At 65.9% G+C, this 24,794-nt stretch carries 27 protein-coding genes and 1 other RNA gene; 13 read left to right on the forward strand and 15 right to left on the reverse strand.

Annotation, left to right across the window (positions count from 1 at the left end):
* From ACKOED_RS08830 to ACKOED_RS08900, 15 genes are all read right to left on the reverse strand, one after another.
* On the reverse strand, nucleotides 1–481 hold a 481-nt coding region (locus tag ACKOED_RS08830; protein ID WP_408916230.1), incomplete at its 3' end, for a dihydropteroate synthase.
* Entirely contained in the window at nucleotides 481–2,403 is a 1,923-nt protein-coding gene (ftsH, locus tag ACKOED_RS08835; RefSeq protein WP_408916231.1) for an ATP-dependent zinc metalloprotease FtsH, read from the reverse strand. The genes ACKOED_RS08830 and ftsH, both read right to left, overlap by 1 nt.
* A gap of 121 nt (nucleotides 2,404–2,524) precedes the next feature.
* Complete coding sequence (gene tilS / locus ACKOED_RS08840) at nucleotides 2,525–3,730, reverse strand: tRNA lysidine(34) synthetase TilS (protein ID WP_408916232.1); 1,206 nt, start codon at nucleotides 3,728–3,730, stop codon at nucleotides 2,525–2,527.
* Nucleotides 3,711–4,655: a tol-pal system protein YbgF gene (gene ybgF, locus ACKOED_RS08845; RefSeq protein WP_408916233.1), complete on the reverse strand. Its 945-nt coding sequence runs from the start codon at nucleotides 4,653–4,655 to the stop codon at nucleotides 3,711–3,713. The genes tilS and ybgF overlap by 20 nt, the downstream gene beginning before the upstream one ends.
* 93 nt (nucleotides 4,656–4,748) lie before the next feature.
* Nucleotides 4,749–5,243, reverse strand: coding sequence for a peptidoglycan-associated lipoprotein Pal (gene pal / locus ACKOED_RS08850; protein ID WP_408916234.1), 495 nt, complete (start codon nucleotides 5,241–5,243; stop codon nucleotides 4,749–4,751).
* Nucleotides 5,244–5,365: 122 nt separating this feature from the next.
* Complete coding sequence (pal, locus tag ACKOED_RS08855; protein WP_408916236.1) at nucleotides 5,366–5,875, reverse strand: peptidoglycan-associated lipoprotein Pal; 510 nt, start codon at nucleotides 5,873–5,875, stop codon at nucleotides 5,366–5,368.
* Between the two features lie 28 nt (nucleotides 5,876–5,903).
* On the reverse strand, nucleotides 5,904–7,241 hold the full coding sequence (tolB, locus tag ACKOED_RS08860) for a Tol-Pal system beta propeller repeat protein TolB (RefSeq protein ID WP_408916238.1): 1,338 nt from the start codon (nucleotides 7,239–7,241) through the stop codon (nucleotides 5,904–5,906).
* Between the two features lie 25 nt (nucleotides 7,242–7,266).
* Nucleotides 7,267–8,181 carry a hypothetical protein gene (locus tag ACKOED_RS08865; RefSeq protein ID WP_408916239.1) on the reverse strand — a complete coding sequence of 305 codons (915 nt, stop codon included), beginning with the start codon at nucleotides 8,179–8,181 and terminating at the stop codon, nucleotides 7,267–7,269.
* Nucleotides 8,178–8,663 (reverse strand): ExbD/TolR family protein, encoded by a 486-nt coding sequence (locus ACKOED_RS08870; RefSeq protein ID WP_408916240.1) that lies wholly within the window; start codon nucleotides 8,661–8,663, stop codon nucleotides 8,178–8,180. Before ACKOED_RS08870 ends, ACKOED_RS08865 begins: the two co-directional genes overlap by 4 nt.
* 3 nt (nucleotides 8,664–8,666) lie before the next feature.
* On the reverse strand, nucleotides 8,667–9,371 hold the full coding sequence (gene tolQ, locus ACKOED_RS08875) for a protein TolQ (RefSeq protein WP_408916241.1): 705 nt from the start codon (nucleotides 9,369–9,371) through the stop codon (nucleotides 8,667–8,669).
* Nucleotides 9,372–9,570: 199 nt separating this feature from the next.
* Nucleotides 9,571–10,026 carry a tol-pal system-associated acyl-CoA thioesterase gene (gene ybgC, locus ACKOED_RS08880; RefSeq protein WP_408916242.1) on the reverse strand — a complete coding sequence of 152 codons (456 nt, stop codon included), beginning with the start codon at nucleotides 10,024–10,026 and terminating at the stop codon, nucleotides 9,571–9,573.
* Nucleotides 10,019–11,062 (reverse strand): Holliday junction branch migration DNA helicase RuvB, encoded by a 1,044-nt coding sequence (gene ruvB, locus ACKOED_RS08885; RefSeq protein ID WP_408916243.1) that lies wholly within the window; start codon nucleotides 11,060–11,062, stop codon nucleotides 10,019–10,021. Before ruvB ends, ybgC begins: the two co-directional genes overlap by 8 nt.
* Nucleotides 11,059–11,676 (reverse strand): Holliday junction branch migration protein RuvA, encoded by a 618-nt coding sequence (gene ruvA / locus ACKOED_RS08890; RefSeq protein WP_408916244.1) that lies wholly within the window; start codon nucleotides 11,674–11,676, stop codon nucleotides 11,059–11,061. The genes ruvB and ruvA overlap by 4 nt, the downstream gene beginning before the upstream one ends.
* Before the next feature lie 46 nt (nucleotides 11,677–11,722).
* Nucleotides 11,723–12,226 carry a crossover junction endodeoxyribonuclease RuvC gene (ruvC, locus tag ACKOED_RS08895; protein WP_408916245.1) on the reverse strand — a complete coding sequence of 168 codons (504 nt, stop codon included), beginning with the start codon at nucleotides 12,224–12,226 and terminating at the stop codon, nucleotides 11,723–11,725.
* 17 nt (nucleotides 12,227–12,243) lie between these two features.
* Nucleotides 12,244–12,993 carry a YebC/PmpR family DNA-binding transcriptional regulator gene (locus ACKOED_RS08900; RefSeq protein ID WP_408916246.1) on the reverse strand — a complete coding sequence of 250 codons (750 nt, stop codon included), beginning with the start codon at nucleotides 12,991–12,993 and terminating at the stop codon, nucleotides 12,244–12,246.
* A 135-nt stretch (nucleotides 12,994–13,128) separates the two neighbouring features.
* On the opposite strand from ACKOED_RS08900, the gene ACKOED_RS08905 reads away from it, so the two are divergent.
* The 13 genes from ACKOED_RS08905 to ACKOED_RS08965 all read left to right on the forward strand — a co-directional run bounded on the left by ACKOED_RS08905 (nucleotide 13,129) and on the right by ACKOED_RS08965 (nucleotide 24,011).
* Nucleotides 13,129–13,305 carry a hypothetical protein gene (locus ACKOED_RS08905; protein WP_408916247.1) on the forward strand — a complete coding sequence of 59 codons (177 nt, stop codon included), beginning with the start codon at nucleotides 13,129–13,131 and terminating at the stop codon, nucleotides 13,303–13,305.
* Between the two features lie 10 nt (nucleotides 13,306–13,315).
* Nucleotides 13,316–13,478, forward strand: a non-coding RNA gene (ssrS, locus tag ACKOED_RS08910) — 6S RNA.
* A 28-nt stretch (nucleotides 13,479–13,506) separates the two neighbouring features.
* Nucleotides 13,507–14,079, forward strand: a complete 573-nt coding sequence (locus ACKOED_RS08915; RefSeq protein WP_408916248.1) for a 5-formyltetrahydrofolate cyclo-ligase — start codon at nucleotides 13,507–13,509, stop codon at nucleotides 14,077–14,079.
* On the forward strand, nucleotides 14,070–14,897 hold the full coding sequence (locus tag ACKOED_RS08920; RefSeq protein WP_408916249.1) for a TIGR00282 family metallophosphoesterase: 828 nt from the start codon (nucleotides 14,070–14,072) through the stop codon (nucleotides 14,895–14,897). Before ACKOED_RS08915 ends, ACKOED_RS08920 begins: the two co-directional genes overlap by 10 nt.
* A gap of 273 nt (nucleotides 14,898–15,170) precedes the next feature.
* Nucleotides 15,171–16,220, forward strand: a complete 1,050-nt coding sequence (locus tag ACKOED_RS08925) for an ABC transporter substrate-binding protein (RefSeq protein WP_408916250.1) — start codon at nucleotides 15,171–15,173, stop codon at nucleotides 16,218–16,220.
* Between the two features lie 79 nt (nucleotides 16,221–16,299).
* Entirely contained in the window at nucleotides 16,300–17,589 is a 1,290-nt protein-coding gene (locus tag ACKOED_RS08930) for an ABC transporter permease (protein WP_408916251.1), read from the forward strand.
* A 3-nt stretch (nucleotides 17,590–17,592) separates the two neighbouring features.
* Nucleotides 17,593–18,420: an ABC transporter permease gene (locus tag ACKOED_RS08935; protein ID WP_408916252.1), complete on the forward strand. Its 828-nt coding sequence runs from the start codon at nucleotides 17,593–17,595 to the stop codon at nucleotides 18,418–18,420.
* A 66-nt stretch (nucleotides 18,421–18,486) separates the two neighbouring features.
* Entirely contained in the window at nucleotides 18,487–19,086 is a 600-nt protein-coding gene (locus ACKOED_RS08940; RefSeq protein WP_408916253.1) for a superoxide dismutase, read from the forward strand.
* Nucleotides 19,087–19,155: 69 nt separating this feature from the next.
* Nucleotides 19,156–20,193: a dipeptidase gene (locus ACKOED_RS08945; RefSeq protein WP_408916254.1), complete on the forward strand. Its 1,038-nt coding sequence runs from the start codon at nucleotides 19,156–19,158 to the stop codon at nucleotides 20,191–20,193.
* Nucleotides 20,194–20,229: 36 nt separating this feature from the next.
* Entirely contained in the window at nucleotides 20,230–21,507 is a 1,278-nt protein-coding gene (gene ribB, locus ACKOED_RS08950; protein ID WP_408916255.1) for a 3,4-dihydroxy-2-butanone-4-phosphate synthase, read from the forward strand.
* Between the two features lie 139 nt (nucleotides 21,508–21,646).
* On the forward strand, nucleotides 21,647–22,099 hold the full coding sequence (locus tag ACKOED_RS08955; RefSeq protein ID WP_408916256.1) for an ATP-dependent zinc protease: 453 nt from the start codon (nucleotides 21,647–21,649) through the stop codon (nucleotides 22,097–22,099).
* Nucleotides 22,096–23,001, forward strand: a complete 906-nt coding sequence (gene rimK, locus ACKOED_RS08960; protein WP_408916257.1) for a 30S ribosomal protein S6--L-glutamate ligase — start codon at nucleotides 22,096–22,098, stop codon at nucleotides 22,999–23,001. The genes ACKOED_RS08955 and rimK overlap by 4 nt, the downstream gene beginning before the upstream one ends.
* Entirely contained in the window at nucleotides 22,998–24,011 is a 1,014-nt protein-coding gene (locus ACKOED_RS08965; RefSeq protein WP_408916258.1) for a succinylglutamate desuccinylase/aspartoacylase family protein, read from the forward strand. Before rimK ends, ACKOED_RS08965 begins: the two co-directional genes overlap by 4 nt.
* Nucleotides 24,012–24,794 lie beyond the last annotated feature (783 nt).

The raw sequence follows: 24,794 nt of genomic DNA on the forward strand, positions 1-24,794 counted from the left end.
CCCGTGCCTTGCGGGTGTCGACGGATACCCTGTGCCCGGCTTCGGCAAGCGCCGTGATCACCGGAATGACCCGGCGCAGCTCCTCGTCTTCCGGCACACCTTCGGAGCCGGGCCTCGTCGACTCGCCGCCCACATCGAGAATGTCAGCGCCTTCCCTGATCAGCTGCTGGCCATGCGCGATGGCGCTCGCGGCATCGAAGCTGAGGCCGCCATCCGAGAAGCTGTCGGGTGTTACGTTGACGATGCCCATGACCAGCGGCCGGCCAGCGTCGAGGAACGGGGGAAGAACCATGGCGCGCGGCAGCGGCCCGGTTTCGAACCGGCGCGAGACCGCGCCATCGTCATGGCGCTCGATGCGCTCGCGCAGCGTATGGGCGATTGCGGAAAGGCCGCCGAGCGATGCTCCGCGGCCTTGCTCGATGGCTTGCGCGGCGTCTGGCCCGTAGACGAGGCCGGCCGGCCGGAAGTAGCTCCTGGTCATCAGGCCTGGGGCTGAGGTTCCATGCCGCCCGCCCCGTCAGGCCGCGTCTGGCCCGCGTTGGGAACGGAAATCGATGGCCGCGCCGCCTTCTTGCCGCTGTCGCCGTCGTCGCGCTTGGGCGGCGTGCCGTGGAGGAGATTCTTGATCTCCTCGCCGCTCAGCGTCTCATATTCGAGAAGGCCCCTGGCCAGCGTTTCCAGATCATGGTTCTTCTCGGTCAGGATGCGCCGCGCCTCGGAGAGCCCATCGGACACCAGGCGCTTCACTTCCTCGTCGATCTTCTGGGCGGTCTGCTCGGAGATGTTCTGGGTGCGCGACACCGAGTGGCCGAGGAACACCTCTTCCTGGTTCTCGCCATAGGCCACGGCGCCGAGCTGGTCGGAATAGCCCCAGCGCGTCACCATGGCGCGGGCGAGCCTGGTTGCCTGCTCGATGTCGGACTGGGCGCCCGACGTCACGTTCTCCTTGCCGAAGGTCAGTTCCTCGGCGATGCGGCCGCCCATCATGATCGCCAGCCGCGACGTCATCTGGGTGTAGCTCATCGACAGCCGGTCGCCCTCTGGCAGCTGCATCACCATGCCCAGCGCGCGGCCGCGCGGGATGATGGTGGCCTTGTGCACGGGGTCCGCCTTGGGCACGTTCATCGCCACCAGCGCATGGCCCGCCTCATGATAGGCGGTGAGCCGCTTCTCATCCTCGGACATGGCCATCGAGCGGCGCTCGGCGCCCATCATCACCTTGTCCTTGGCCTCCTCGAATTCGGACTGGGTGACGATGCGCTTGTTGCGCCGCGCCGCCAGCAATGCGGCTTCGTTCACCAGGTTGGCGAGATCGGCGCCGGAAAAGCCGGGCGTGCCCCGCGCGATCGTCTTGGCGTCAACATCGGGCGCCAGCGGCACATTGCGCATGTGAACCTTTAGGATCTTCTCGCGGCCCTGCACATCGGGGTTCGGCACCACGATCTGGCGGTCGAAACGGCCCGGCCGCAGCAGCGCGGGGTCGAGCACATCGGGGCGGTTGGTGGCGGCAATCAGGATCACGCCCTCATTGGCCTCGAAACCGTCCATCTCGACGAGCAGCTGGTTCAGCGTCTGCTCGCGCTCGTCATTGCCGCCGCCGAGGCCGGCGCCGCGATGGCGGCCCACGGCGTCGATTTCGTCGATGAAGATGATGCAGGGCGCGTTCTTCTTGGCCTGCTCGAACATGTCGCGCACCCGCGAGGCGCCGACGCCCACGAACATTTCCACGAAGTCCGAACCCGAAATGGTGAAGAACGGCACATTGGCCTCGCCGGCGATGGCGCGGGCCAGCAGCGTCTTGCCGGTGCCGGGCGGTCCCACCAGCAGCGCACCCTTCGGAATCTTGCCGCCCAGCCGCTGGAACTTCTGCGGGTCCTTCAGGAAGTCGACGATCTCCACGAGATCATCCTTGGCTTCCTCGACGCCCGCCACATCCTCGAAGGTGACGCGGCCGTGCCGCTCGGTCAGAAGCTTTGCCTTTGACTTGCCGAAGCCCATGGCCTTGCCGGAGCCGGCCTGCATCTGGCGGATGAAGAAAATCCACACGCCGATCAGCAGCAGCATGGGCAGCCAGTAGACCAGCGCGTTGGTGAGCATGGACTCGCTCTGCGCGGCGCGGAAGGTGATCTGCACGTTCTTGTCGCGCAGCTCCTTCAGCTGATCCTCGAAATACATGAGGGGACCGGTGGTCTGGACGCTGTTTCCATCAGCCAGCTTGCCGGTGATGCTGTCGCCGGTGATGACGATGGACTGGATGGCGCCGGAATTGGCCTTGTCGAGGAAATCGGAATAGCTGATTTCGGAACTGGCCGGCCGCCCGACCTGGCCCTGAAACAGGCTGAACAGCGCGAACAACAGAAGCGCGATGACAATCCAGACGGCGAAGTTTCGGAACTGGTTCACTTTTAGCCTCGAATCTCACCATCCGGCGTGAAGCCGGGCAGGCGTGCCTGATCATCGTTTGTCACTTAACATAGGACGCCGCCGGGCCTTTTCCAAGAACACAGTGGCGGGAAACATCTGGCTAGCGCCGGACCAGCGAACAGAAGGTTACGCGCGGCGGAACTTGCGTGGCCGCCCGCGCCTCGACCGAGGGGTAGGCCTCCCGGGCAAAGACCGGAACCCCTGTTCCCAAATCCGGCCGCCGCGCCCGGGATGGCAGGATCGCCGAACCCGGCGCGGCTTCGATCAAAAAGCGCTTGTCCCACAACAGCTTGCCGGTTTCCGGCACAATCCCGGGCGAAACCGTGATGCGGCCCGGCTCGCGGGTGACCCAAAAACCGGGTTTCCGCCGCCCGAAAACCGCACCCCCGAGGGTGCGGCGCGAAGCCCCGTCCCCGCCACAGGCCCAGCGCGCCAGCCTCCGCAATTCCTCCGGCTCCGGGCGCGGCCCTTCGCCGCCGTAATGCGACGTGATCCGCCCCAGCACGCGCTGCTGCAAATTTTCAGGAAGTTCACGGAAGGCGGCGGCCGGAACCACGCAGAAGCCCGCCGGATGCTCCTCGAGCCAGCGGCCGAGCCAGGCCTCGGCGTCTTGCGCCATGCCGGCCGCTTCCACCGCATTGGCGGCGGCGAGGCCGGCGAGCCAGTCCGGCGCGGTTCCGGCCTGTTCGGCGGCGGCGAGCGCCCGGCGCACCCGCACCCGCTCGAAGCGGGTGTCCTCGTTGCTGGGATCGTCGATCCATGGCTGGCCGATGCCCTCGAGATAGCAGCGGAGCGCCTGGCGCCGCAGGTCAAGCAACGGCCGCCCAATCGGCAGGCCCTGCCAGTCGCCCAGCGGTCTGATCCCTGAGAGGCTGTCAGGGCTGCTGGTGCGGGCAAGGCGCATGGCCACGGTTTCCGCCTGATCGTCCAGACTATGGCCGGTGAGCAGCAAATCCGCGCCATTGGCCCGGCACCACGCCGCCATCAGGCCATAGCGGGCGGCCCGCGCCGCTGCCTGGAGGCCGGTTCCAGGCTTCGGCTCGTCCGCCCATGCCAGAATGTGATGGGAAAGCCCGAAGGCCGCCGCCCAGCGGCCTACCTGACGCGCTTCCGCCGTGGACTCACGGCGCAGCCGGTGATCGACCGTCAGCACTGAAAGCATGAGAACAGGGTGGTGGCGCGCCGCCCAATCACCGGCAAGCCGCATCAGCGCCAGCGAGTCCGAGCCGCCCGACACCGCGAGCGCGGCATGGGCCACGCCCTTCAGGACGGAGAAATCAGTGGCCTCAGGAGCCGCAGCCGGCACGCTTGGATTCGGCCTGGGCCCGTTTCCGGGCGTCAACCGCCTTCGGATATTCGGTATTGACCGCGGCCAGTGCCGCGCAGGCCTGATCGCCCTGGCCCAGCCGGTTCAGCGAGATGCCGAGCTTCAACAGGCTGTCCGGCGCGCGGCGGCTTTTCGGGTAGGTCTTGTAGCCGCGCAGGAAATGCGCCGCGGCGCTCTTGAAATCGCCCTGCACATAGAAGGTTTCGCCCAGCCAATACTGGGCGCTGCCTGCCAGGCTGTGCTCGGGGTATTTCTGCAGGAAGGTGGTGAAGCCGGCTTCCGCCTCGCCATACTGGCGGCGCAGCAGGCTCTCGTTGGAGCGCTCATAAAGCGATTCCGGCGTTTCGCCCGGCGCGGCCGGATCGAGCGAAACCGTCTCGACGGCCTCGCCATCGGAAAAAAGGTCAGCGGAGGCGGCGGCCGGCGGCGGCGTCACCAACTCTTCGCCCGCCTCCTGGTGCGAGGGCGGAACCAGAACCTTGCCCTGGAAGCCGCCATCGGCGGGCTGGGCGGCGCTGGTGCCGAGTTCGCCGAGCACCGTTGGTCCGGGCGCCGCGCCCGCCACATCCGCTTCGCCGGGCTGGGCAGGCGCCAAGGGCTGCTGCTCGATGGTCTCGATGCCCTCGCCGGGCGGCAGCATGCCGCCCGCCGAGGCGGCGGCCAGCTGCCGCGGCTGGCCAGGCTGCGTGGGCTGGGCCGCGCCGCTCTGGCGCGGTTGCTGGCCGCGCAGCTGGTTAAGCTGGAACGACAGCTCCTGCACCTGGCCGGTAAGCTGGCGGACCTGCTCTTCCAGCATCTGCAGGCGGACGGCCATCTCGGTGGCATTCTGCGCCATGGCCGGACCGGTCACGCTGCCGGCGGCGAGCCAGAGCGCCACGAAGGAGGTTTTGACAAGTTTCAGCATGATCCGCACCACACGCCCGCAAGCATCCTGGTCTTTCCGATAACCAGCTTCGACTGGACCGGAATCGCGGTGAAATTGAGGCTGGCGCGGCGCTCAGCGCGCCCCGCCGGTGATCACCGTCACCGCGCGGCGGTTCTGCGACCAGCACTGTTCGGCGTCGCACAGCGCCACCGGGCGCTCCTTGCCATAGGCGATGGACGAGATGCGGCTTGCCGCCACACCCTGGGCGATCAGGAAGTCGCGCGCCGCCGTGGCGCGCCGCGCCGACAGCGCGATGTTGTATTCCCGCGTGCCGCGCTCGTCGGCGTGGCCTTCGACCTGCACGGTGACCTTGGCGTATTTGTTGAGCCAGGCGGCCTGGCGGCGCAGCGTCTCCTGGGCCTCGGGCGTAAGCGTCGACTGGTCCTCGGAGAAGAATACCCGGTCGCCGACGTTGACGGTGAAGTCCTGTTCGGAGCCGGGAACGGCCGCCGCGCCCGGGCCGGTGCCTGCGCTGAGGTCAGGGGTGTTCTTCTTCGAGCACGCGGCCAGCGCCAGGAAGCATCCCAGCACCGCAACGAACTTGAGGCTCGCCAAACGAGAAATCATCTACCCACTCCTCTGCCGGGCCCCTCCGGGCCGCCCGTCCTGAACACCTTGAAAGTCCCGTTGCGGGGACTTGCACAAGCCGCACTCTGATGCAACAGGGTTAATTTTCCCTGACCCGCCGTTTACGCCGTCTTGGCGCCGCCGGTGATGACGGTCACGGCGCGGCGGTTCTGCGACCAGCACTGTTCGGCGTCGCACAGCGCCGCCGGGCGCTCCTTGCCATAGGCGATCGAGGACACGCGGCTCGCCGCCACCCCCTCCGCCAGCAGGAAATCGCGTGTGGCGGTGGCGCGCCTGGCCGACAGCGCGATGTTGTATTCGCGCGTGCCGCGTTCGTCCGCATGGCCTTCGACCTGCACGGTCACCGCCGGGTATTTCTGCAGCCACTGCGCCTGGCGGCGGAGCGTTTCCTGGGCTTCCGGCGAGAGCGTCGACTTGTCCTCGGCGAAGAACACGCGGTCACCCACATTCACGGTGAAAGCCTGCTCGGATCCCGGCATGGCCGCCGCGCCCGGCCCGGTGCCGGCCTGACGGTCGGTGCTCTTCTTCGAGCAGGCGGTAAGCGCCAGAAGGCTCGCGAGCCCCGCCGCCGCCGTGAAAACCCTGCGTCTGTTCTTGTCCATGCGTCCCATCTCCTCTTTGCTCAATCAATCCCGCCGTTCAATTCAGTTTCGGTGACCACGCCGGATCGGACCCGAAGCCCTCGATCGGCACCCGCTGCTCGTTGTAACCGGAGATATCGACCGACCACAGCTGCGGCCCGCCGCTTTCGCCCTGCGTGTCACGGAAGAACATGAGCACGCGGCTGTTGGGCGCCCAGGTTGGGCCTTCGTTATGGAAGCCCTCGGTCAGAATGCGCTCGCCGGAGCCGTCCGGCTTCATGACGCCGATCGCGAACTTGCCGCCGCTCTGTTTCGTGAAGGCGATGTAGTTTCCATCGGGCGACCAGACGGGGGTGGAATAGCGGCCCTGGCCGAAGCTGATGCGGTTCTGGTTCGAGCCGTCGGCGTTCATCACATAAATCTGCTGTGTGCCGCCGCGGTCGGACTCGAAGGCGATCATGCTGCCGTCAGGTGAATAGCTGGGTGCGGTATTGATGGCGGCGACGTTGGTGAGCTGGCGCAGGCTGCGCGAGCGCAGATCGAGCTCGAAGATATTGGCGTTGCCGCCCTCCTGCAGGCTCATGATCACGCGCTGGCCATCGGGCGAGAAGCGCGGCGCGAAACTCATGTTGGGAAACTCGCCCACGATCTCGCGCTGGCGGGTGTCGATGTTCATGAGATAGACCCTGGGCTCGCCGCTGCCGAACGACATGTAGGTGATCTCATTGGCCGAAGGCGAAAAGCGGGGCGTGAGCACCAGGTCCTTGCCATCGCTGAGCGGCCGGATGTTGAAGCCGTCCTGATCCATGATGACCAGCGTCTTGACGCGCTTGTCCTTGGGGCCCTGCTCCGCCACGAACACGATCCGCGTGTCGAAATAGCCGTCGATGCCGGTCATCGCCTTGTAGACGATGTCGGCGATCATGTGGCCGATGCGCCTTGCGTTCTTCGGCGAGGTGGTGAACTGCTGCGCCGCCAGCTGCTGGGTGGTGTTCACGTCCCAAAGCCGGAATTCGACGCGCAGCTTATCGCCCTCGATGACGGCCTGGCCGCTGACCAGCGCCTTGGCCTTCACCTGCCGCCAGCTGGCGAAGTCCGGCATCTGCTCGAAGCTGGCGATCCGCTCGATGAAGGTCTGCGGATCGATGGGCGCGAAATAGCCCGAACGCCCGAGATCGTTGGTCACCACGCCCGAGATGGTGGCGGCCGCCTCCTCGGCGCCGCCGCCCGCCAGGAACGGCGCGATGGCGATCGGCAGCGGATCGATGCGGCCGCCGGTGATGTCAATCTCGGTCTGCGCCATTGCGGCGGGGCCGGCGGCAAGGACGGCGAGCATCGTCAGGACGAGGCCGGCCGCCAGCCGCCCGCGGCAGCTTGCGAGGAATAGGGAAATCATTTGCTGGCCCTGTCTCATTCGCCGGTCACTGGGTTGGCGTCGCGTCGGCGAACATGTTCGGGTTGAAGTTCAGGACGATGTCCTTCCAGACGCCGTATTTGTCCTTGGGCAGGAAATCGTAGTTCTGGCATGCGAGAATGCCCGCCACCGCGGAGCGCGCCGTGGTGTCGAACAGGAAATCGCCGGGCCCGTTCATCACCAGCGGTTCGCCGGAGATGGACCCGTCCTCTTTCATCTGTATACGGACTTTCACCGTGATGTTGGCCTCGCGCGCGCCGGGCGGGATCACCCAGCACTCGCGGATGCGCTGCACGAAGGCGGCGATCGCCGTGGCGGAGAGGCCCTCGTCCTTGCCCTGCAGGTCGCGCTGGCCCTTGGCCGGCTGGCCGTCGGTGGCGGCCTCCGAAGCGTTGGTCGACTTCTCCTCGTTCTCCTTGTTCAGCAGCGCGTCGGAATTAAGCAGCTCCTCAAGCTTCGCGGTGTCAAGCTTCGGCGGCTTCTTCTCCGGCTTTTTCTCGGGCTTCTTCGCGGGCTTCGGCTTTTCTTCCTGCTTCGGCTCCTCGACCTTCTTGACGAGGCTCGCAAGCGCGTCGGCATCAGGCGGCGGCGGCTCGTCCTTCTTGGCTTCTGCGGGCCTGGTCTCGGGCTCGGGCGGCGGCGGCGCCTTGGCTTCCTTGGCGGAGAGCACTTCCTTCTCGGCCACCTTCAGCGTCTCATCGGTCTTCTTGATGATTTCGGCTTTCTTGGGCGCCGGTTTCTCGATGGCCTCCGGCGCGTCCTTGGCGGTCGCGGTGAGCTTGTTGCTGTCGGAGATATTGGAAATGTCGACGGTGATGGCCTCGACCGGCTCGGCCTCATGGCGCGCGTTCGGCAGCACCACCAGCGCCCCGGCGAGAATCGCCGCGTGCATCAGGAGGGATGCCGAGAGGCCGCGCTTCATGGCGCGGCTTGCCCGTCGCTGCCAGCGGGCGGCGCGCCGCCCGGCAGCGTCTCAAGCCCGATCTTCTTGAAGCCGGCGGCGTTGATGGCGCCCAGCACCTGGGCGATCGGGCCATAGCTGGCGGCGAGATCGCCGCGCACCCGGATTTCCTTTTCGGGGTCGAGCGCGTAGAGCGCCTTCAATTTCGGGGACAGCTCCTCCATGGTCATCTGCTGTTCCATGAGGAAGATCGCGCCGTCGGGCTTGATCGACACGCTCAGCGGCTCCACCTGGCTGTTGAGCGGCTTCGCCTCGGTCTTGGGGAGGTCGATGGGAACGCCCACCGTCATCAGCGGCGCGGCCACCATGAACACGATCAGCAGCACCAGCATCACGTCGACGAGCGGGGTTACGTTGATCTCGCTCATCACGCCCTTCGACGCCCGCCTTCTGGCGTTGCGCCGCTGATAACCGCCGCTCATTCCTCCCGAGGACGCGCCCATGCCCTATATCCGCTCGTCAAGCTGGCGCGAGATGATCGCCGAGAATTCATCGGCGAAGTTCTCGAGCCTGGCGCCGATCTTTCCGGCGTCGGCTACATACATGTTATAGAAAATGGTCGCCGGTATGGCGGCGATGAGGCCGATTGCGGTCGCGAACAGGGCTTCCGCGATGCCGGGCGCCACCACGTTGAGGCTGGTGTTCTGCGAATTGGCGATGGCCTGGAACGACGCCATGATGCCCCACACCGTGCCGAACAGGCCGATGAAGGGCGCGGCTGATCCGGTGGTGGCGAGAAACAGCAGCCGCGACTCCACGTCATGCATCTCCTTCTGGATCTGCACGTCCATCACCTTCTCGATGCGCTTCTGCACGCCCTGAAAGCCCGCCCGCATGGCGGCATCCTGGCTGCGCTTCCATTCGCGCATCGCCGCCATGAAGATCGCGGCAAGCCCGATGTTGTTGCGGTTGCCCATGGTGACGAACAGGTCCTCGAGCGACTGACCGGACCAGAACACCTGCTCGAAGCGGTTATTGGCGGCGTTCATGCGCCGCATGGCGAAGAATTTCTCGATGATGATGGCCCAGCTCCACACTGAAGCCGCGGCGAGCCCCAGCATGACCAGCTTGACGACCCAGCTCGCCTGCACGACGAGATGCCAGAGCGAGATTTCGCCCCCCGGAACCGCCGCCACCGCAAAAAACGCCATCCTGCCCTTCCCTCGGCCGCGCGGCCCGCCGCCGCCGGACCCTCCGCCGCCATCCCGCACTTGCTCATGGTCTGAGATTACGGGCGTGAAACATGCCAAATCTGTCGAAACTGCGGCGAATCAGGCCTTTTGGGCCGGTTTCCCGCCGCCCGGCCCGCCACGCACGGAGAGCCGGTGACGCCACATGAGGCAATCATGGTTAAGGCTTTGTTACGCGGCCTGTTTCCATGGAGGCGTGGAACCGCGCCGTCATCTCCCGTGGCAGCCGTTTCGGCCGCCCCTGACGGTCGACCAGCGCCACGGTCACGGCGGCGTGGAACAGCAACACGCCATCGCGCAGCACCCGCTGATCGAGATCGAGCCGGGCCCCGGCCAGTTCGGCGAAACGGGTCTCGACCTCCAGCAGATCGTCGAGCCGCGCGGGTTTCAGAAAGTCGCAGACGAGGCGGCGCACCACGAAGGCGTGGTCGTCCATCGCCGCATGGCTGATGCCCAGCAGCCTCAGGCAATCCGAGCGGCCGCGCTCGCAGAACGCCACGTAGCGGGCGTGGTAGACCACGCCGCCGGCGTCGGTATCCTCGTAATAGACCCGCACCGGCAGCACATGCGCGCCGTCCCGGAAAGCGCCCGAAACGCCGGGCCAGGCCTCAGGCACCGGCCTCGTCCAGCGGCAGCACACCCTGCGAAATCTCCGGGCGCTGCGGCACGGCGAGGCCCAAATGCCGGAAGGCATGCGGGGTCAGAAGCCGCCCGCGCGGCGTGCGGTTGAGAAAGCCCAGCTGCAGGAGATAAGGCTCGACGATGTCTTCCAGCGCGTCGCGCGCTTCGGAGAGCGAGGCGGCGATGGTGTCGATGCCCACCGGCCCGCCCGCGAAATTGACGGCGATGCAGGAGAGATAACGGTGGTCGAGCGCATCGAGGCCCTTGGCGTCGACATCGAGCGCCGAGAGCGCGCGGTCGGCGAGGGCCGCGTCGATCACCGCGGCGCGGGCCACGGCGGCAAAATCGCGCACCCGGCGCAACAGCCGTCCGGCGATGCGCGGCGTGCCGCGCGCCCGCCTGGCGATTTCGCGCGCCCCTTCCTCGGCGATGCCCATCTGCATGACGCGGGCGCCGCGCTTGACGATTTCGAGGAGCTCCTCCTCATTGTAGAAATCGAGCCGCACCGGAATGCCGAAGCGGTCGCGCAGCGGCGTCGTCAACAGGCCGGTGCGGGTGGTGGCGCCGACCAGCGTGAATTTGGCGAGGTCGATCTTCACCGAGCGCGCCGCCGGGCCCTCGCCGATGATGAGATCGAGCTGGAAATCCTCCATGGCCGGGTAGAGCACTTCCTCCACCGCCGGATTGAGGCGGTGGATCTCATCGATGAACAGCACGTCGCGCTCCTCGAGATTGGTGAGAAGCGCTGCGAGATCGCCGGCCTTGGCGATGATCGGCCCCGAGGTCGCCTTGAAATTGACGCCAAGCTCGCGCGACATGATCTGGGCGAGCGTCGTCTTGCCCAAGCCCGGCGGGCCCGCGAACAGCACATGGTCCAGCGCCTCGCCGCGCGCCCGCGCCGCCTCGATGAAGATGCGGAGATTCTGCTTGGCCTTGGACTGGCCGATGAACTCCTCCAGGCGCTGCGGCCGCAGATGCGTGTCAATGGCGTCGTCCGGCGTCTTGTCTTTTTCGCGCACCGGGCTGGTCATGGCTGGCTCAGCTCCTTCAGCGCCAGGCGGATCAGTTTCTCCGTGGGCTGATCATCGCCGCCCTTGCGCATCGCGGCGGCCACCGCCATGCCCGCCTGCGCCTGGCCATAGCCCAGGTTGACGAGCGCCGACACCGCGTCCGCCGCCGCGGAGGGGCGGGCCACGTCGAGGGCGGCGGCGAGCTTCGCCACCGGCTCGCCCGGCGGCGCGAAGGCCGGGACCTTGTCTTTCAGTTCCAGCACGATGCGCTCGGCCAGCTTCTTGCCCACGCCATTGGCGCGGCCGATCATCGCCTTGTCCTGGAGCGCGATGGCATTGCCGATCTCGGCCACCGGCAGCGCCGAGAGCACCGCCAGCGCCACCTTGGTGCCCACCCCCTGCACGGACTGCAGCAGCCGGAACCATTCGCGCTCGGCCGGGCTGGCGAAGCCCACCAGCCGGATCATGTCCTGCGAGACCAGCATTTCGGTGTGCAGTTCGGCGAATTCGCCCGGTCCAGGCAGCGCCGCCAGCGTCCTGGCGGAGCAGGACACATGATAGCCCACCCCATTGACGTCGATCACCAGCCAGTCGGCACCCGTGGCGTCGATCCGGCCTTTCAGTTTTGCGATCATCAGCGCGCCCTTCCGGCAGTCTTGCTATAGGCCGGGAGAGAACAAGTCAAGAACGCGCCAGCACGGCGGCCAGCCGCTGGGCGCCGCGGTAATGCGCATGGCAGATGGCCACCGCCAGCGCATCGGTTGAATCCGCGGTGCGCAGCCGGGCCTTGGGCAGCAACAGCTTCACCATGTGCTTGACCTGGTCCTTTTCGGCGTGGCCCGCCCCCACCACCGCCTTTTTCACCGTGTTGGGCGCATATTCGGAAACCGGCAGGTTGAGCATGGCGGGGGCCAGCATCAGCGCGCCGCGCGCCTGGCCCAGCTTCAGGGTGGCGCGGGCATCGGTGTTGACGAAGGTCTCCTCCACCGCCGCCTCGTCGGGGGCAAAGTCGCGGATCACCTCCATCAGCTGGGCATGGAGCTGCAACAGGCGTGCGGCCAGCGGCCGGTCGGCATCCGAGTGCAGCGCGCCATCGGCCACGTAAGACAGTTTGACTCCATCCACCGCGATGACGCCCCAGCCGGTGTTGCGCAGGCCCGGATCGATGCCGATGATTCTTACCATCGGTACAGTCTAACACATCACGCGCCGCCGAGCCTGGCCATCACGTCTTCCGGAATGTCGGCGTTGGAGAACACCACCTGCACGTCGTCGTCCTCGTCGAGGGCGTCAACCAGCTTCAACAGGCTTTCGGCCTTTTCCTGGTCGACCGGCGTCAGCGTCTGGGGCTTCCACACCGGCTTCACCGACGTAGCCTCGCCGAAGGCCTTGGCCAAGGCCGCCGAGACTTCGCCCAGCGACTCGAAGGCGCAGGTAACGGTGTGGCCGCCCGTGTCGGACACCACATCATCGGCGCCGGCATCGATCGCCGCTTCCAGCATGGCGTCGCCCGAGGCCTTGGCGGCGGGATAGACGATCTCGCCCACCCTCGCGAACATGAAGGCGACTGAACCGGTCTCGCCCATGTTGCCGCCGAATTTGGTGAACAGCGAGCGCACATTGGAGGCCGTGCGGTTGCGGTTGTCGGTGAGCGCCTCGACGATCACGGCGACACCGCCCGGGCCATAGCCCTCATAGCGGACCGCGTCATAATTCTCGGCATCGCCGCCCGCCGCCTTCTTGATGGCGCGTTCGATATTGTCCTTCGGCATGTTTTCGGCGCGGGCATTCTGGATCGCCAGCCGCAGGCGGGCGTTGGCCTCGGGGTCGGGCAGGCCCGCCTTGGCCGCCACGGTTATTTCACGCGCCAGCTTTGAGAAGATCTTGGAGCGCACCGCATCCTGCTTGCCCTTGCGGTGCATGATGTTCTTGAACTGTGAATGGCCGGCCATGAAACCCTCTGGGATCGCGAAACGCGCCCGCCTTATAGACAGGGCCGCCGCCGCGCCACAAGCCGCTTAACCGGGTTTTAAGCGGGCCGTGGCCAAGCTCGGGCAGCGAGTGAGTTCAGCGTGGGAGTAACGTCAATGAAGCCGCTTCACGGCAAGCCCGAGGGTCTGCGCGCGTCAACCGCCAGCGCGCCCAAGCTGATGGGTCTCAAGCGGCATGCGCCACAAGGCCGCCTGTTCGGCGCCATCGCCACGCTCTCCGAAACGGCAGAGAACCCGGACGCGGCGGTAGACATTGAGCAGCATCGCACCTAATTAGGTGAATGGCGGGCTGCCCGGCGCGTGAGACGACATATTTTCCCTGGGGCCTATGCGATTCTGAATGGGGGCTGTCCCTGGGCTTGGCCGTGGCCTTGCCCACATGGCTCCCACCTACAACTGTAGGGACCCGGGATCGTCAGTCGCTCACGGCCCATGGTGGCTCGCCACGTTCGCTGACTGAGCCCAAGGGATTCCATGAACATCGCCGACGTGAAGCGCGAGGCGCGCCAGGCCGCAGCGAAACGCCGTGCCGCAGCGCATGCTGAACTGAAAGAGGCCGCAGGGCCGGCGCTGGCCGCGCGGGGGCTTCCGCCGGGAACCGGCGCGGCCGGAACCGTCTCCGGCTTCATTCCCTACAAGAGCGAGATCGACACCGTGCCATTGCTGACGCGGCTTAGCCGCGAAGGCTGGCGCACCTGCCTTCCGGTGGTCATCGGCGCCGATCAGCCGCTGTTGTTCCGCGCCTGGACGCCGGGCGAGCCGCTGGTGCCTGGCATGTGGGACATTCCCATTCCGCCTGAAAGCGCCCCGGAAGTTCTGCCGGACGTTCTGTTGGTGCCGATGCTGGCCTTTGACCGCCTGGGCTTCCGGCTGGGCTATGGCGGCGGCTTCTATGACCGCACGCTGGAGAAGCTGCGCTCCTTCGGGAAAGTGACGGCGATCGGCGTCGCCTATGCCGCGCAGGAGGTGAGCGAGGTGCCGCGCGGCGATCATGACGCGCCGCTCGACCATGTGATGACCGAGCGGGAGACCTTCGCGTGCGGCTGATCTTTCTCGGCGATGTGGTGGGGCGTAGCGGGCGTGACGCCGTGGCGCGCGACCTGCCGGTGCTCAAGCAGCGCTACCGGCCAGACCTCGTGGTGGTGAACGGCGAGAATGCCGCCCATGGCTTTGGCATCACCGAGGAGATTTTCTTGAGTTTCCTCGCCGCTGGCGCCGATGTGGTCACACTCGGCAACCACGCCTTTGACCAGCGCGAGGCGCTGGTGTTCATCGAGCGCTATCCCAACCTGCTGCGGCCGGTGAACTGGCCCAGGGGCTGCCCCGGCCGTGGCGCCGCACTGATCGAGACGGCGGCAGGCCAGCGCGTGCTGGTGATGCAGGCAATGGGCCGGGTGATGATCGAGCCGATGCTGGACGATCCGTTCCCTGCCGTGGCGCGCGAACTGGACGCCTGTCCGCTGGGGCGCGCCTGCGATGCCGTCCTGATCGATTTTCACGCCGAGGCGAGTTCCGAGAAAATGGCCTTCGGACATTTCTGCGATGGCCGGGCGAGCCTCGTCGTCGGCACCCACACCCATGTGCCCACCGCCGATCATCAGATCCTGCCGGGCGGCACCGCCTATCTCACCGACGCCGGCATGTGCGGCGACTACAACTCGGTGATTGGCATGGACAAGGCGGAACCCCTGCAGCGCTTCCTCAACAAGCTCCCCGTCGAGCGCATGCGGCCGGCGGAAGGCGCTGCCACTCTGTGCGGGGTGGCGGTTGAGACCGATGACTACACCGGGCTCGCCGTGATGATCGCGCCGATCCGGCTGGGCGGACGGCTGTCACAGGCGCCGGTAGCCGCCTGGGAGGCCTGACGGGCATGACCCAGATTCCCCGAACCCAGCAAAAAAACTCTCGTGACGGGGCATAAAAAGCCGCTAGTATATTTTGTAGCGCTTATAAAAAAAGCGGGCCAACCGGCGGTCTCAGAGCCATTCCGAGACCTGCGCGAGGACCACCTAAAGCGTGGAAATACGGGGAGGAATTCGAAGCTTACGCAATGTGCGACTGGTCGCACAGGGTGAAGCTGTGATCCTCCCTTAACGGTAACGCGCCGGCCAAGCCGGCATTCTGGAGGACGCTTTCGTATGAAGAAATTCGCTACATTGTTCGGAGCCGCCCTGCTGGCCGGCACGGCGCTTTATGCCGTCAAGGCGCAGGCGGCCGACGAACTCACCATCACATCCTGGGGCGGCGCCTACCAGGAAAGCCAGCGCAACGCTTTCTTCAAGCCGTTCATTGACGCCGGCAACAAGATCACCGAGGCCGAGTACAACGGCGAAATCGCCAAGATCCGCGCCATGGTGGAAGCCAATGCCGTGACCTGGGACGTCGTCGACGTCGACACCCAGACGGCGCTGGCCGGCTGCGCCGAAGGCACCTTCGAGACCATCGACTGGGCCAAGCTCGGACTCGACCGCTCGAAGTTCATCGGCGGCGACGTGACCGACTGCGCCGTGCCGAACATCCTTTACTCGACGGTGGCGGCTTATGACACCACCAAGACCGAGGCTCCGGCCAGCCTGTTCGAGGCGCTGTTCGACACCACCAAATATCCGGGCAAGCGCGCCCTGCAGAAGAGCCCCTTCGTGAACCTCGAGTGGGCGCTGATGGCTGACGGTGTTGCGCCGGAGGAAGTCTACAAGGTCCTCGGCACGCCGGAAGGCGTGGACCGCGCCTTCAAGAAGCTCGACACCATCAAGAAGGACGTGATCTGGTGGGAAGCCGGCGCCCAGGGCCCGCAGCTGCTGGCTGACGGCCAGGTGGTGTTCGCCACCTCGTGGAACGGCCGCTTCTACAACGCCATCAAGACCGACAACAAGCCGTTCAAGATCATCTGGGACCGTCAGGCTCCGGACTGGGACTGGTGGGCGATCCCGAAGGGCACGCCGAAGATCGAGGAAGCCTACCGCTTCATCACCTTCGCGTCTGACCCGCAGCGCATGGCCGACCAGACCAAGTGGATCTCCTATGGCCCCGCCAACAAGGACGCCGCGCCGAAAATCGACCCGGCCATCCTGCCGGACCTGCCGTCGGCGCCCGACAACCTCAGGACGGTGTTCTATCCGGACCCGCAGTTCTGGGGCGACAAGGGCGACGAGCTGCGCGAGCGCTTCAACGCCTGGCTCGCCCAGTAAGCAACTGTTGCGCGGGGAGGGACTTGCTCCCTCCCCGTTTTCGTTTCACCGCGAAGACGCAGCGGGGACCTGATCATCAATGGCCACGGCTCAAGCAGTTCCCAGTGACCGCGTGATGCGCGCCGCGGATGGCACGCCGCTGAAGGTGGCGCTGGCCAGGGCTGAGCGGAGCCAGAAACTGAGGGCAATCCTGCTGGTGTTGCCTCTGTTTCTGTTCATCGTGCTGACCTTCGTTGCGCCCATCGGCAAGATGCTGTGGAATGCGGTGCATGACCCCGACGTGGCCGAAAACATGCCGCGCACGGTGCAGTCGCTCGGCGGCTGGGACGGCAAAGACCTGCCATCGGAGGAGGTGTTCGCCGCCTTCGTCGCCGACATGCAGGAGGCGCAGAAGAACAAGCAGGCCGCGCTCGTCGGCAAGCGCCTGAACTATGAGCTCTCCGGCATCCGCTCCAAGGTGATCGCCACGGCCCGCAAGGTGGGCGCGCTCACCGAAGGCCCCTACAAGGACGCGGTCATCGGCATCGACAAGATCTGGGGCGAGACCGAGACCTGGGCCACCATCAAGCGCTCATCTTCCAATTTCACGCCTTTTTACATCCTCTCGATGCTCGACCTGCGCCAGGGCGCGGACGGGTCGGTTGAGCGCGTGCCCGCCGACCGCGCCATCTATCAGGACATCCTGCTCCGCACCCTTGGCATCTCGCTGATTGTGACGCTGCTGACGCTCATCCTCGGCTATCCGGTGGCCTATATGCTGGCGACCTCGCCGCAGAAGACCGCCTCGATCCTGATGATCTTCGTGCTGCTGCCGTTCTGGACATCGCTTCTGGTGCGCACCACCGCGTGGATGATCCTGATGCAGGATGGCGGCGTGTTCACCCAATTGCTGAATTTGACCGGCATCACCTTTGTCCTGAACATGCTGGGCGCGATCGACGGCGAGCCACAGCTGTTCAAGACGCGCTTCGCCACCATCGTGGCGATGACCCATATCCAGCTGCCGTTCACCCTGCTGCCGATCTATTCGGTGATGAAGACCATCTCGCCCACCTACATGCGCGCCGCCAAGTCGCTCGGCGGCACGCCGTTCTATTCCTTCGTCAGGGTCTACATGCCGCAGACGCTGCCCGGCGTGGCGGCGGGCTGCCTGCTCACCTTCATCCTGTGCCTCGGCTATTACATCACGCCGGCGCTGGTCGGCGGCCCGACCGACCAGATGATCTCGGGCTTCATCGAACGCGCCATCAACTCCGAGAATAACTGGGGCAAGGCCTCCGCGCTGGGCGTGATCCTGCTGATCGCCACGCTGATCCTGTACTATGTCTACAACAAGCTGGTCGGCATCGACCGCATGAAGCTGGGCTGAGCCATGGCGGTTCCCTCCTATTACACCCGCGGCGAAACGGTAGCCTATTACGCGCTGCGCATTTTCGTGGGCCTGGTGCTGCTGTTCCTGATCTCGCCCATCCTGGCGGTCATGCCATTGTCGTTCAATTCGGAAAGCTTCTTCACCTATCCGATGCCCGGCTATTCGCTCAAATGGTACGAGGATTTCTTCTTCAATCCGCGCTGGAGCGGGGCAGTGAAGATGAGCTTCCTCGTGGCGCTGGCCACCACGGTGCTCGCCACCACGCTGGGCACGCTGGCCGCGCTCGGCCTGGCGCGGGCCAATTTCCCGCTGAAATCGACGATGATGGCGATCCTGATTTCGCCGATGATCGTGCCGGTGATCATCTCGGCCGTCGGCATGTTCAGCTTCTATGCGCAATGGAACCTGGCGGCCACCCGGCTCGGCATCATCCTGGCACACACCGCGCTGGCGACACCCTTCGTGGTGATCACCGTTACCGCAACACTCGCCAGCTTTGACAAGACGCTGATGCGGGCCGGAGCCTCCTGCGGCGCTGCTCCGCACACGGTGTTCTTCAAGGTGGTGATGCCGCTCATTCTGCCGGGCATGATCTCGGGCGCGCTGTTTGCCTTCGTGACCTCGTTTGACGAGGTCGTGGTGGTGCTGTTCCTGGCCAGCCCCGAGGACCGCACCCTGCCGCTCCAGATGTTCTCCGGCATCCGCGAGATGATCTCGCCCACCATCACCGCCGCCGCCACCGTGCTGGTGCTGATCTCGACAGCACTGCTGATCACTTTGGAAATGCTCCGCCGCCGCTCGGAGCGCCTGCGCGGCGTCACCGCCTGAGGCGCTTGCTTGCGCGCGGGGCCGCGAGCGACTAGATAGGTCAGCCGATTTCAAGGAGGAATGACGATGGCTCTTGAACTGCCTGCCCTGCCCTATGCCTATGACGCGCTGGCGCCCTACATGTCCAGGGAGACGCTGGAATTTCATCACGACAAGCATCACATGGCCTATGTGACCAACGGCAACAACGCGCTGAAGGACAGCCCGCTGGCCTCCAGGTCCGTGGAAGAGATCTGCAAGGCCGCCTATGCCGAGAAGAATGCGCCACTCATCAACAATGTCGGCCAGCATTACAACCACGTGCATTTCTGGAACTGGATGAAGCCCAATGGCGGCGGCAAGAAGCTGCCGGGCAAGCTGCAGGCGGCGATCGACGCCGACCTCGGCGGCTATGACAAGATGCGCACCGATTTCATCCAGGCCGGCGTCACCCAGTTCGGCTCCGGCTGGTGCTGGATCGCCAGCAAGGACGGCAAGCTGGTCATCATGAAGACGCCCAACGGCGAGAACCCGCTGATGCACGGCGCCTCGCCCATCCTCGGCTGCGACGTGTGGGAGCACAGCTACTACATCGACTACCGCAACCTGCGCCCGAAATATCTCGAGGCCTTCGTCGACAATCTCGTCAACTGGGACTATGTCGAGCAGATGTTCGCCAAGGTGTGAGCCTGTGCTAACCTGATCCTGAAGCGGCCGGGCCTCGCCCGGCCGTTTTCGCTTGGAGAGACAAACGCCTTGGTTCCGGTATTCGACGGCCACAATGACGTGCTGCTGCGCCTGTGGAACAGAAAGGTGGGCGATCCCGTGGCCGCCTTCCTGAACGGCGACGGCCAGGGCCATCTCGACCTGCCGCGCATGCTGAAGGGCGGTTTTGCGGGCGGCTTCTTCGCCATCTTCACGCCGAGCCCGGAGGATGACGACGACGACGAGGACATCAACCCGCCGCCCGCGCACAAGGTCAGCCAGGCCGCCGCCATGGCCGCCGTCACCGGCATGGCCTCGATTCTGTTCCGCATCGCGGAAGCTTCCGACGGCCGCTTCCGGGTATGCCGCAGCACCGCCGACATCCGCGCCGCCATGGCGCAGGATGCCGTTGCCGCCATCTTTCACATCGAGGGGGCCGAGGCCATCGATCCCGAACTCCAGGCGCTCGATCTGCTCCACCAGGCGGGGCTTCGCTCGCTCGGCATCGTGTGGAGCCGCGACAATCACTTCGGCCACGGCGTCCCGTTCCGCTTTCCGTCCTCGCCCGATACCGGTCCTGGCCTCACCGAGGCCGGCAAGGCGCTGGTGCGGCGCTGCAACCAGCTGAAGATCCTGATCGATGTGTCGCATCTGAACGAGAAGGGCTTCTGGGACGTGGCCCGCCACAGCACCGCGCCGCTGGTCGCCACCCATTCCAATGCCCATGCGCTGAGCCGCACCTCGCGCAACCTGCTGGACGAACAGATCCGCATCATCGGCCAGTCGGGCGGCATGATCGGGCTCAACTTCGCCAACGGTTTCCTGCGCGCCGATGGCCGCTGGCAGAGCGAGAACGGGCTTGAAACCATGCTGCGGCACCTCGACCACCTGATCGGGCTCGCCGGCGAGGACCACGTCGGCCTCGGCTCCGATTTCGACGGCGCCCGCATTCCCTCCCAGATCGGCGATGTCACCGGCCTGCCGCGCCTCACGGCCGCCATGGAGAGCCATGGCTATGGCCAGGAGCTGATCGAAAAGCTATGTTGTTCCAATTGGTTGCGCGTTGTGGAGCGGACCTGGGGCGCATAGTTTACAAGCCTTATTAGCAATGCTAATAGGCCTCCGATGAAGCTTTCCGACTGGCTTTCTAATAGCGGGGTCTCGCAGTCCGAGCTTGCCCGCCGCCTAGGCATCACCCAGGGGCGGGTCTCGCAGCTGGCGGGCGGCGCGCGGCCCTCGCTTGAGCTCGCCAACCGGATCGCCGCCGCCACCGGCCACAAGGTGGCGCCCTCGGATTTTGGAGACCCGACGATGAGAAACGAAGCAAGCCTCGATACCGTCGATGATGCGATCAGGGCCATTGCCGAAGGCCAGATGGTGGTGGTGGTCGATGACGACGACCGCGAGAACGAGGGCGACCTGATCGCCGCCGCCGCCAAGATCACGCCGGAGCAGATGGCCTTCATGGTGCGCCACACCTCCGGCATCGTCTGCACGCCGATCACCGCCGAGGACGCCAGGCGCCTGAAGCTCGATCCGATGGTGGCGCTCAATGACGCGCCGATGGGCACCGCCTTCACCGTGTCGATCGACTACAAGGAAGGCCTCACCACCGGCATCTCCGCCCGTGAGCGCGCCGCCACCTGCCATGCGCTGGCCAACCGCAATGTTGCGGCCGATGATTTCGTGAGGCCCGGCCATATCTTTCCGCTGGTTGCCAAGTCGGGCGGCGTGCTGATGCGCTCGGGCCACACCGAGGCCGCTGTCGATCTCGTCAAGCTCGCGGGCCTGCCGCCGGCCGGCGTCATCTGCGAACTGGTCAACGACGACGGCTCGGTGAAGCGCGGGCCGCAGGTCTTGGCCTTCGCGCGCGAGCATGGCTTCAGGATCATCTCGGTGGCTGACCTCATCGCCTACCGCCAGCGCCGCGAGCGGCTGGTCGAGCAGACAGCACGCTTCGACGTCGAAACCGCCATCGGCGCCGCCAAGGGCTATTCCTATGTGACGCCGTTTGACGCGGTGGAGCAGCTCGCCCTGGTGTTCGGCGACGTGTCCTCGGGCCGCCCCGTGCCGGTGCGGCTGCACCGCGAGAATGTGCTGGAAGACGTGTTCGGGCCGCGCACCACGCTCGCCAAGGTGTTCGACGTGTTCAAACGCGAGGGGGCGGGCATTCTCGTCTATCTGCAGGAAGGCGCGGCGGGCGTGCCGGCGGGCCAGCTCGCGGCGGACAAGGCCGGAAGTGCCGCGCAACGCCAGAAGAGCTGGCGCGACGTGGGCCTCGGCGCGCAGATCCTGCGCGATCTCAACGTCAGCAAGATCCGGCTCGTGTCCAATTCCAACCGCAACTATGTCGGGCTCGCCGGCTTCGGCATCGAGATCTCGGAAACGATCAAGCTCGACTGACCGCCACCCAACGTTTACAATGATCTTGTGTCGTTCGAAGCGTCTTGCTTTTCCCATCCGTCATGCCAGCGAACGCTGGGGTGACGCACGCTGGAAGATGATGGTTCAGTGAAACCAATAACCGGGATATGCTGAAACGATGCTTCCGGTCCGCGCCAAAGCCAGCAAGGATAAGCCGCCCATGGTGATCGGCTGGCGCGAGCGGGTGAGCCTGCCCGCCCTCGGCGTCGGGCCTTTTCCCGCAAAGATCGACACCGGCGCGCGCTCGGCCGCGCTGCACGCCACGGCGATCCGCCAGGAGGACCGTGATGTCAGCTTCATCCTGCCCATCAAGGGGCGCAACCATCACTGCCGCCTGCCGCTCAAGGGCCTGCGCCGCGTGAAAAGCTCGAGCGGCCACGCCGAAACCCGCGCCGTGGTCGAAACCCAGGTGAAGATCGGCCGTCATCTTCTGCATATCGAGGTGACGCTCACCGACCGCACCGACATGGGCGTTCCCATGCTGCTGGGCCGCGCCAGCATCGGCCATGGCTTTCTCGTCAACCCGTCGAAAACCAACATCCTCTCGGCGCGCAAGCGCAAACCATCATGAAAATCGCGCTCCTCACCCGCAATCCGAAGCTCTATTCCCACCAGCGCCTCATCGCCACGGCCGAAAAGCGCGGCCACCAGATCGTGCCGGTGGACTATCTCAAATGCTACATGAACATCACCTCCAAAAAGCCGGAGCTGCGCTATCTGGGCGAGAAGCTCGAGGGCTTTGACGCGGTGATCCCGCGCATCGGCGCCAAGCACACCTTCTATGGCATGGCGGTGCTGCGCCAGTTCGAGATGATGGGCGTCTATCCGGTGAATGAATCGGTGGCCATCGGCCGCTCGCGTGACAAGCTGCGCTCGCTGCAGCTTTTGGCGCGAGATGGCATCGGCCTGCCGGTCACCGCCTTCGCGCAGGATTCGAAGCGCACCGACGATCTTCTCGCCATCGTCGGCGGCGCGCCGGTGGTGATCAAGCTGCTGGAAGGCACCCAGGGCATCGGCGTGGTGCTCAGCGAAACGCATAAGTCCGCGAAGTCGGTGATCGAGGCCTTTCACGGCGCCGATGTAGCCATTCTGGTGCAGGAATTCATCAAGGAGGCGGAAGGCCGCGATATCCGCGCCTTCGTGGTTGGCCGCTCGCTCGTCGCCGCCATCGAGCGGCAGGGCGAGAAAGGCGATTTCCGCGCCAATCTGCACCGCGGCGGCCAGGCGCGCGCCGTGGAGCTGACGCCGCTTGAGAAATCCACAGCACTGAAGGCCGCCCGCTCCATGGGCCTCAACGTGGCCGGCGTTGACATGCTGCGCTCCGATCATGGCCCGGTCGTGATGGAGGTCAATTCCTCGCCCGGTCTCGAAGGCATCGAGACGGCGACCGGCGTCGACGTCGCCGAGGCCATCATCCGCTTCGTCGAGCGCCATGCCAGGCCCGGCCACACCCGGACGCGGGGCAAGGGATGAGCCCCTTCAGGCTCGGCGCCGCCGCCATCGAGCCCGGCCAGCGCGCCACCGTGGACCTGCCGGTCAGCACGCTCTCCAACCACAGCCATGTGACGCTGCCGGTTCACGTGGTCCATGGCGAGGCAGCGGGTCCGGCCATCTTTCTCTCAGGCGCCATCCACGGCGATGAAATCCAGGGCGTGGAGATCATCCGCCGCATCCTCAACCATCCGGCACTGCTGACGCTCAGGGGCACGCTGCTGGCGGTGCCCATCGTCAACAGCTTCGGCTTTCTCAACCACACCCGCTACATGCCGGACCGGCGCGACCTCAACCGCTGCTTTCCGGGCTCGGACCGCGGTTCGCTGGCCAGCCTGGTGGCTGACATTTTCTTCCGCGAAGTGGTGCTGAAAAGCCAATACGGCATCGATTTTCACACCGCGGCGCTGCATCGCAGCAACCTGCCGCAGATCAGGCTGGCGGCCGGCGAGCCTGAGCTTTTTCAGATGGCGCAGGCCTTCGCGCCGCCGGTGATCCTGGTCTCGAGATTGCGCGAGAAATCGCTCAGGCTTTCGGCGGGGCAAGCGGGCGTCAAGGTCTTGCTCTACGAGGGCGGCGAGGCGCTGCGCTTCGACGAAGCGGCGATCGACGCCGCGGTGAAAGGCACGCTGCGCGTCATGGCGCATCTCGGCATGATCGAGCCGCAGCCGCAACGGCCCGGCGCTGAGCCGGTGTTCTCGGATTCGAGCCTGTGGGTCCGGGCGCCCGAAAGCGGCATCCTGCACACCATGCGCCGCATCGGTGACCGGGTGGGAAAACGCGAGGTGGTGGGCGTGGTGGCCGACCCGCTGGGCGCGAGTTCGGTGCCGCTGGTGGCCGAGGAAGACGGCATCATCGTCGGCCGCACCAACCTGCCGATCCTCAACCGCGGCGACGCGGTGTTCCACATCGCCCGCGCCCTGCCGCTGGCAACGATCCGCCAGCACCCGGACCAGGCCGCCGCCCTGGCCGACGAGGACGAGATCATCTGAAAAATCGCCACCCTGCTGCCCTCTCCCGGCCCGCGCGAGCCTACCACTGCGCGGATGCTCATGCCCCCTTCTCGTCACGCCACGTCTCGACCATGGCGCCCTCTTCGGCGGCAGACCCCCCTCATCTCGTCACGCCACGGCTCGACCGTGGCGCCCTTTTCGGCGGCAGACCCCTCTTCTCGTCACGCCACGGCTCGACCATGGCGTCCTCTTCGGCAACAGCAGCCCTCCCTCTCGTCATGCCACGGCTTGACCGTGGCATCCTCTTCGACGGCAGCCCCCGCTTCTCGTCACGCCACGGCTTGACCGTGGCATCCTCTTCGGCGGCACCCCTGACGATGGGCGGGGCAAACCCCGCCAAGACGAGAGGGGGAAACCACCACAAACGCGTCACGCCACGTCTCGACCGTGGCGTCCTCTTCGGCGGCACCCGCCTCTTCTCGTCATGCCACGGCTTGACCGTGGCATCCTCTTGCCGCCGGCACCCGTGACGATGGCCGGGTCAAGCCCGGCCATGACGAGAGGGAGAAACCTCCACACACGCGTCCTGCCACGGCTTGACCGTGGCATCCTCTTTGCCGCCGGCACCTCTGACGATGGCCGCGCCAAGCCCGGCCATGACGAGACGGAGAAACCACCACAAACACGTCACGCCACGTCTCGACCGTGGCGTCCTCTTTCGCAACAGCACCCCTCTTCTCGTCATGCCAGGTCTGGACGGTGGAATCCTCTTGCCGCCGGCACCCCTGACGTTGGCCGGGTCAAGCCCGGCCATGACGAGAG

This window comes from Aestuariivirga sp. (assembly GCF_046093005.1).
Lineage (GTDB): Bacteria > Pseudomonadota > Alphaproteobacteria > Rhizobiales > Aestuariivirgaceae > Aestuariivirga.

Coding starts and splice junctions, on each gene's coding strand:
- ybgF (WP_408916233.1), bottom strand. CDS start 4,655: ATGCTGAAACTTGTCAAAACCTCCTTCGTGGCGCTCTGGCTCGCCGCC.
- pal (WP_408916234.1), bottom strand. CDS start 5,243: ATGATTTCTCGTTTGGCGAGCCTCAAGTTCGTTGCGGTGCTGGGATGC.
- pal (WP_408916236.1), bottom strand. CDS start 5,875: ATGGGACGCATGGACAAGAACAGACGCAGGGTTTTCACGGCGGCGGCG.
- tolB (WP_408916238.1), bottom strand. CDS start 7,241: ATGATTTCCCTATTCCTCGCAAGCTGCCGCGGGCGGCTGGCGGCCGGC.
- ACKOED_RS08865 (WP_408916239.1), bottom strand. CDS start 8,181: ATGAAGCGCGGCCTCTCGGCATCCCTCCTGATGCACGCGGCGATTCTC.
- ACKOED_RS08870 (WP_408916240.1), bottom strand. CDS start 8,663: ATGGGCGCGTCCTCGGGAGGAATGAGCGGCGGTTATCAGCGGCGCAAC.
- tolQ (WP_408916241.1), bottom strand. CDS start 9,371: ATGGCGTTTTTTGCGGTGGCGGCGGTTCCGGGGGGCGAAATCTCGCTC.
- ruvB (WP_408916243.1), bottom strand. CDS start 11,062: ATGACCAGCCCGGTGCGCGAAAAAGACAAGACGCCGGACGACGCCATT.
- ruvA (WP_408916244.1), bottom strand. CDS start 11,676: ATGATCGCAAAACTGAAAGGCCGGATCGACGCCACGGGTGCCGACTGG.
- ruvC (WP_408916245.1), bottom strand. CDS start 12,226: ATGGTAAGAATCATCGGCATCGATCCGGGCCTGCGCAACACCGGCTGG.
- ACKOED_RS08900 (WP_408916246.1), bottom strand. CDS start 12,993: ATGGCCGGCCATTCACAGTTCAAGAACATCATGCACCGCAAGGGCAAG.
- ACKOED_RS08905 (WP_408916247.1), top strand. CDS start 13,129: ATGAAGCCGCTTCACGGCAAGCCCGAGGGTCTGCGCGCGTCAACCGCC.
- ACKOED_RS08915 (WP_408916248.1), top strand. CDS start 13,507: ATGAACATCGCCGACGTGAAGCGCGAGGCGCGCCAGGCCGCAGCGAAA.
- ACKOED_RS08925 (WP_408916250.1), top strand. CDS start 15,171: ATGAAGAAATTCGCTACATTGTTCGGAGCCGCCCTGCTGGCCGGCACG.
- ACKOED_RS08930 (WP_408916251.1), top strand. CDS start 16,300: ATGGCCACGGCTCAAGCAGTTCCCAGTGACCGCGTGATGCGCGCCGCG.
- ACKOED_RS08935 (WP_408916252.1), top strand. CDS start 17,593: ATGGCGGTTCCCTCCTATTACACCCGCGGCGAAACGGTAGCCTATTAC.
- ACKOED_RS08940 (WP_408916253.1), top strand. CDS start 18,487: ATGGCTCTTGAACTGCCTGCCCTGCCCTATGCCTATGACGCGCTGGCG.
- ribB (WP_408916255.1), top strand. CDS start 20,230: ATGAAGCTTTCCGACTGGCTTTCTAATAGCGGGGTCTCGCAGTCCGAG.
- ACKOED_RS08955 (WP_408916256.1), top strand. CDS start 21,647: ATGCTTCCGGTCCGCGCCAAAGCCAGCAAGGATAAGCCGCCCATGGTG.
- rimK (WP_408916257.1), top strand. CDS start 22,096: ATGAAAATCGCGCTCCTCACCCGCAATCCGAAGCTCTATTCCCACCAG.
- ACKOED_RS08965 (WP_408916258.1), top strand. CDS start 22,998: ATGAGCCCCTTCAGGCTCGGCGCCGCCGCCATCGAGCCCGGCCAGCGC.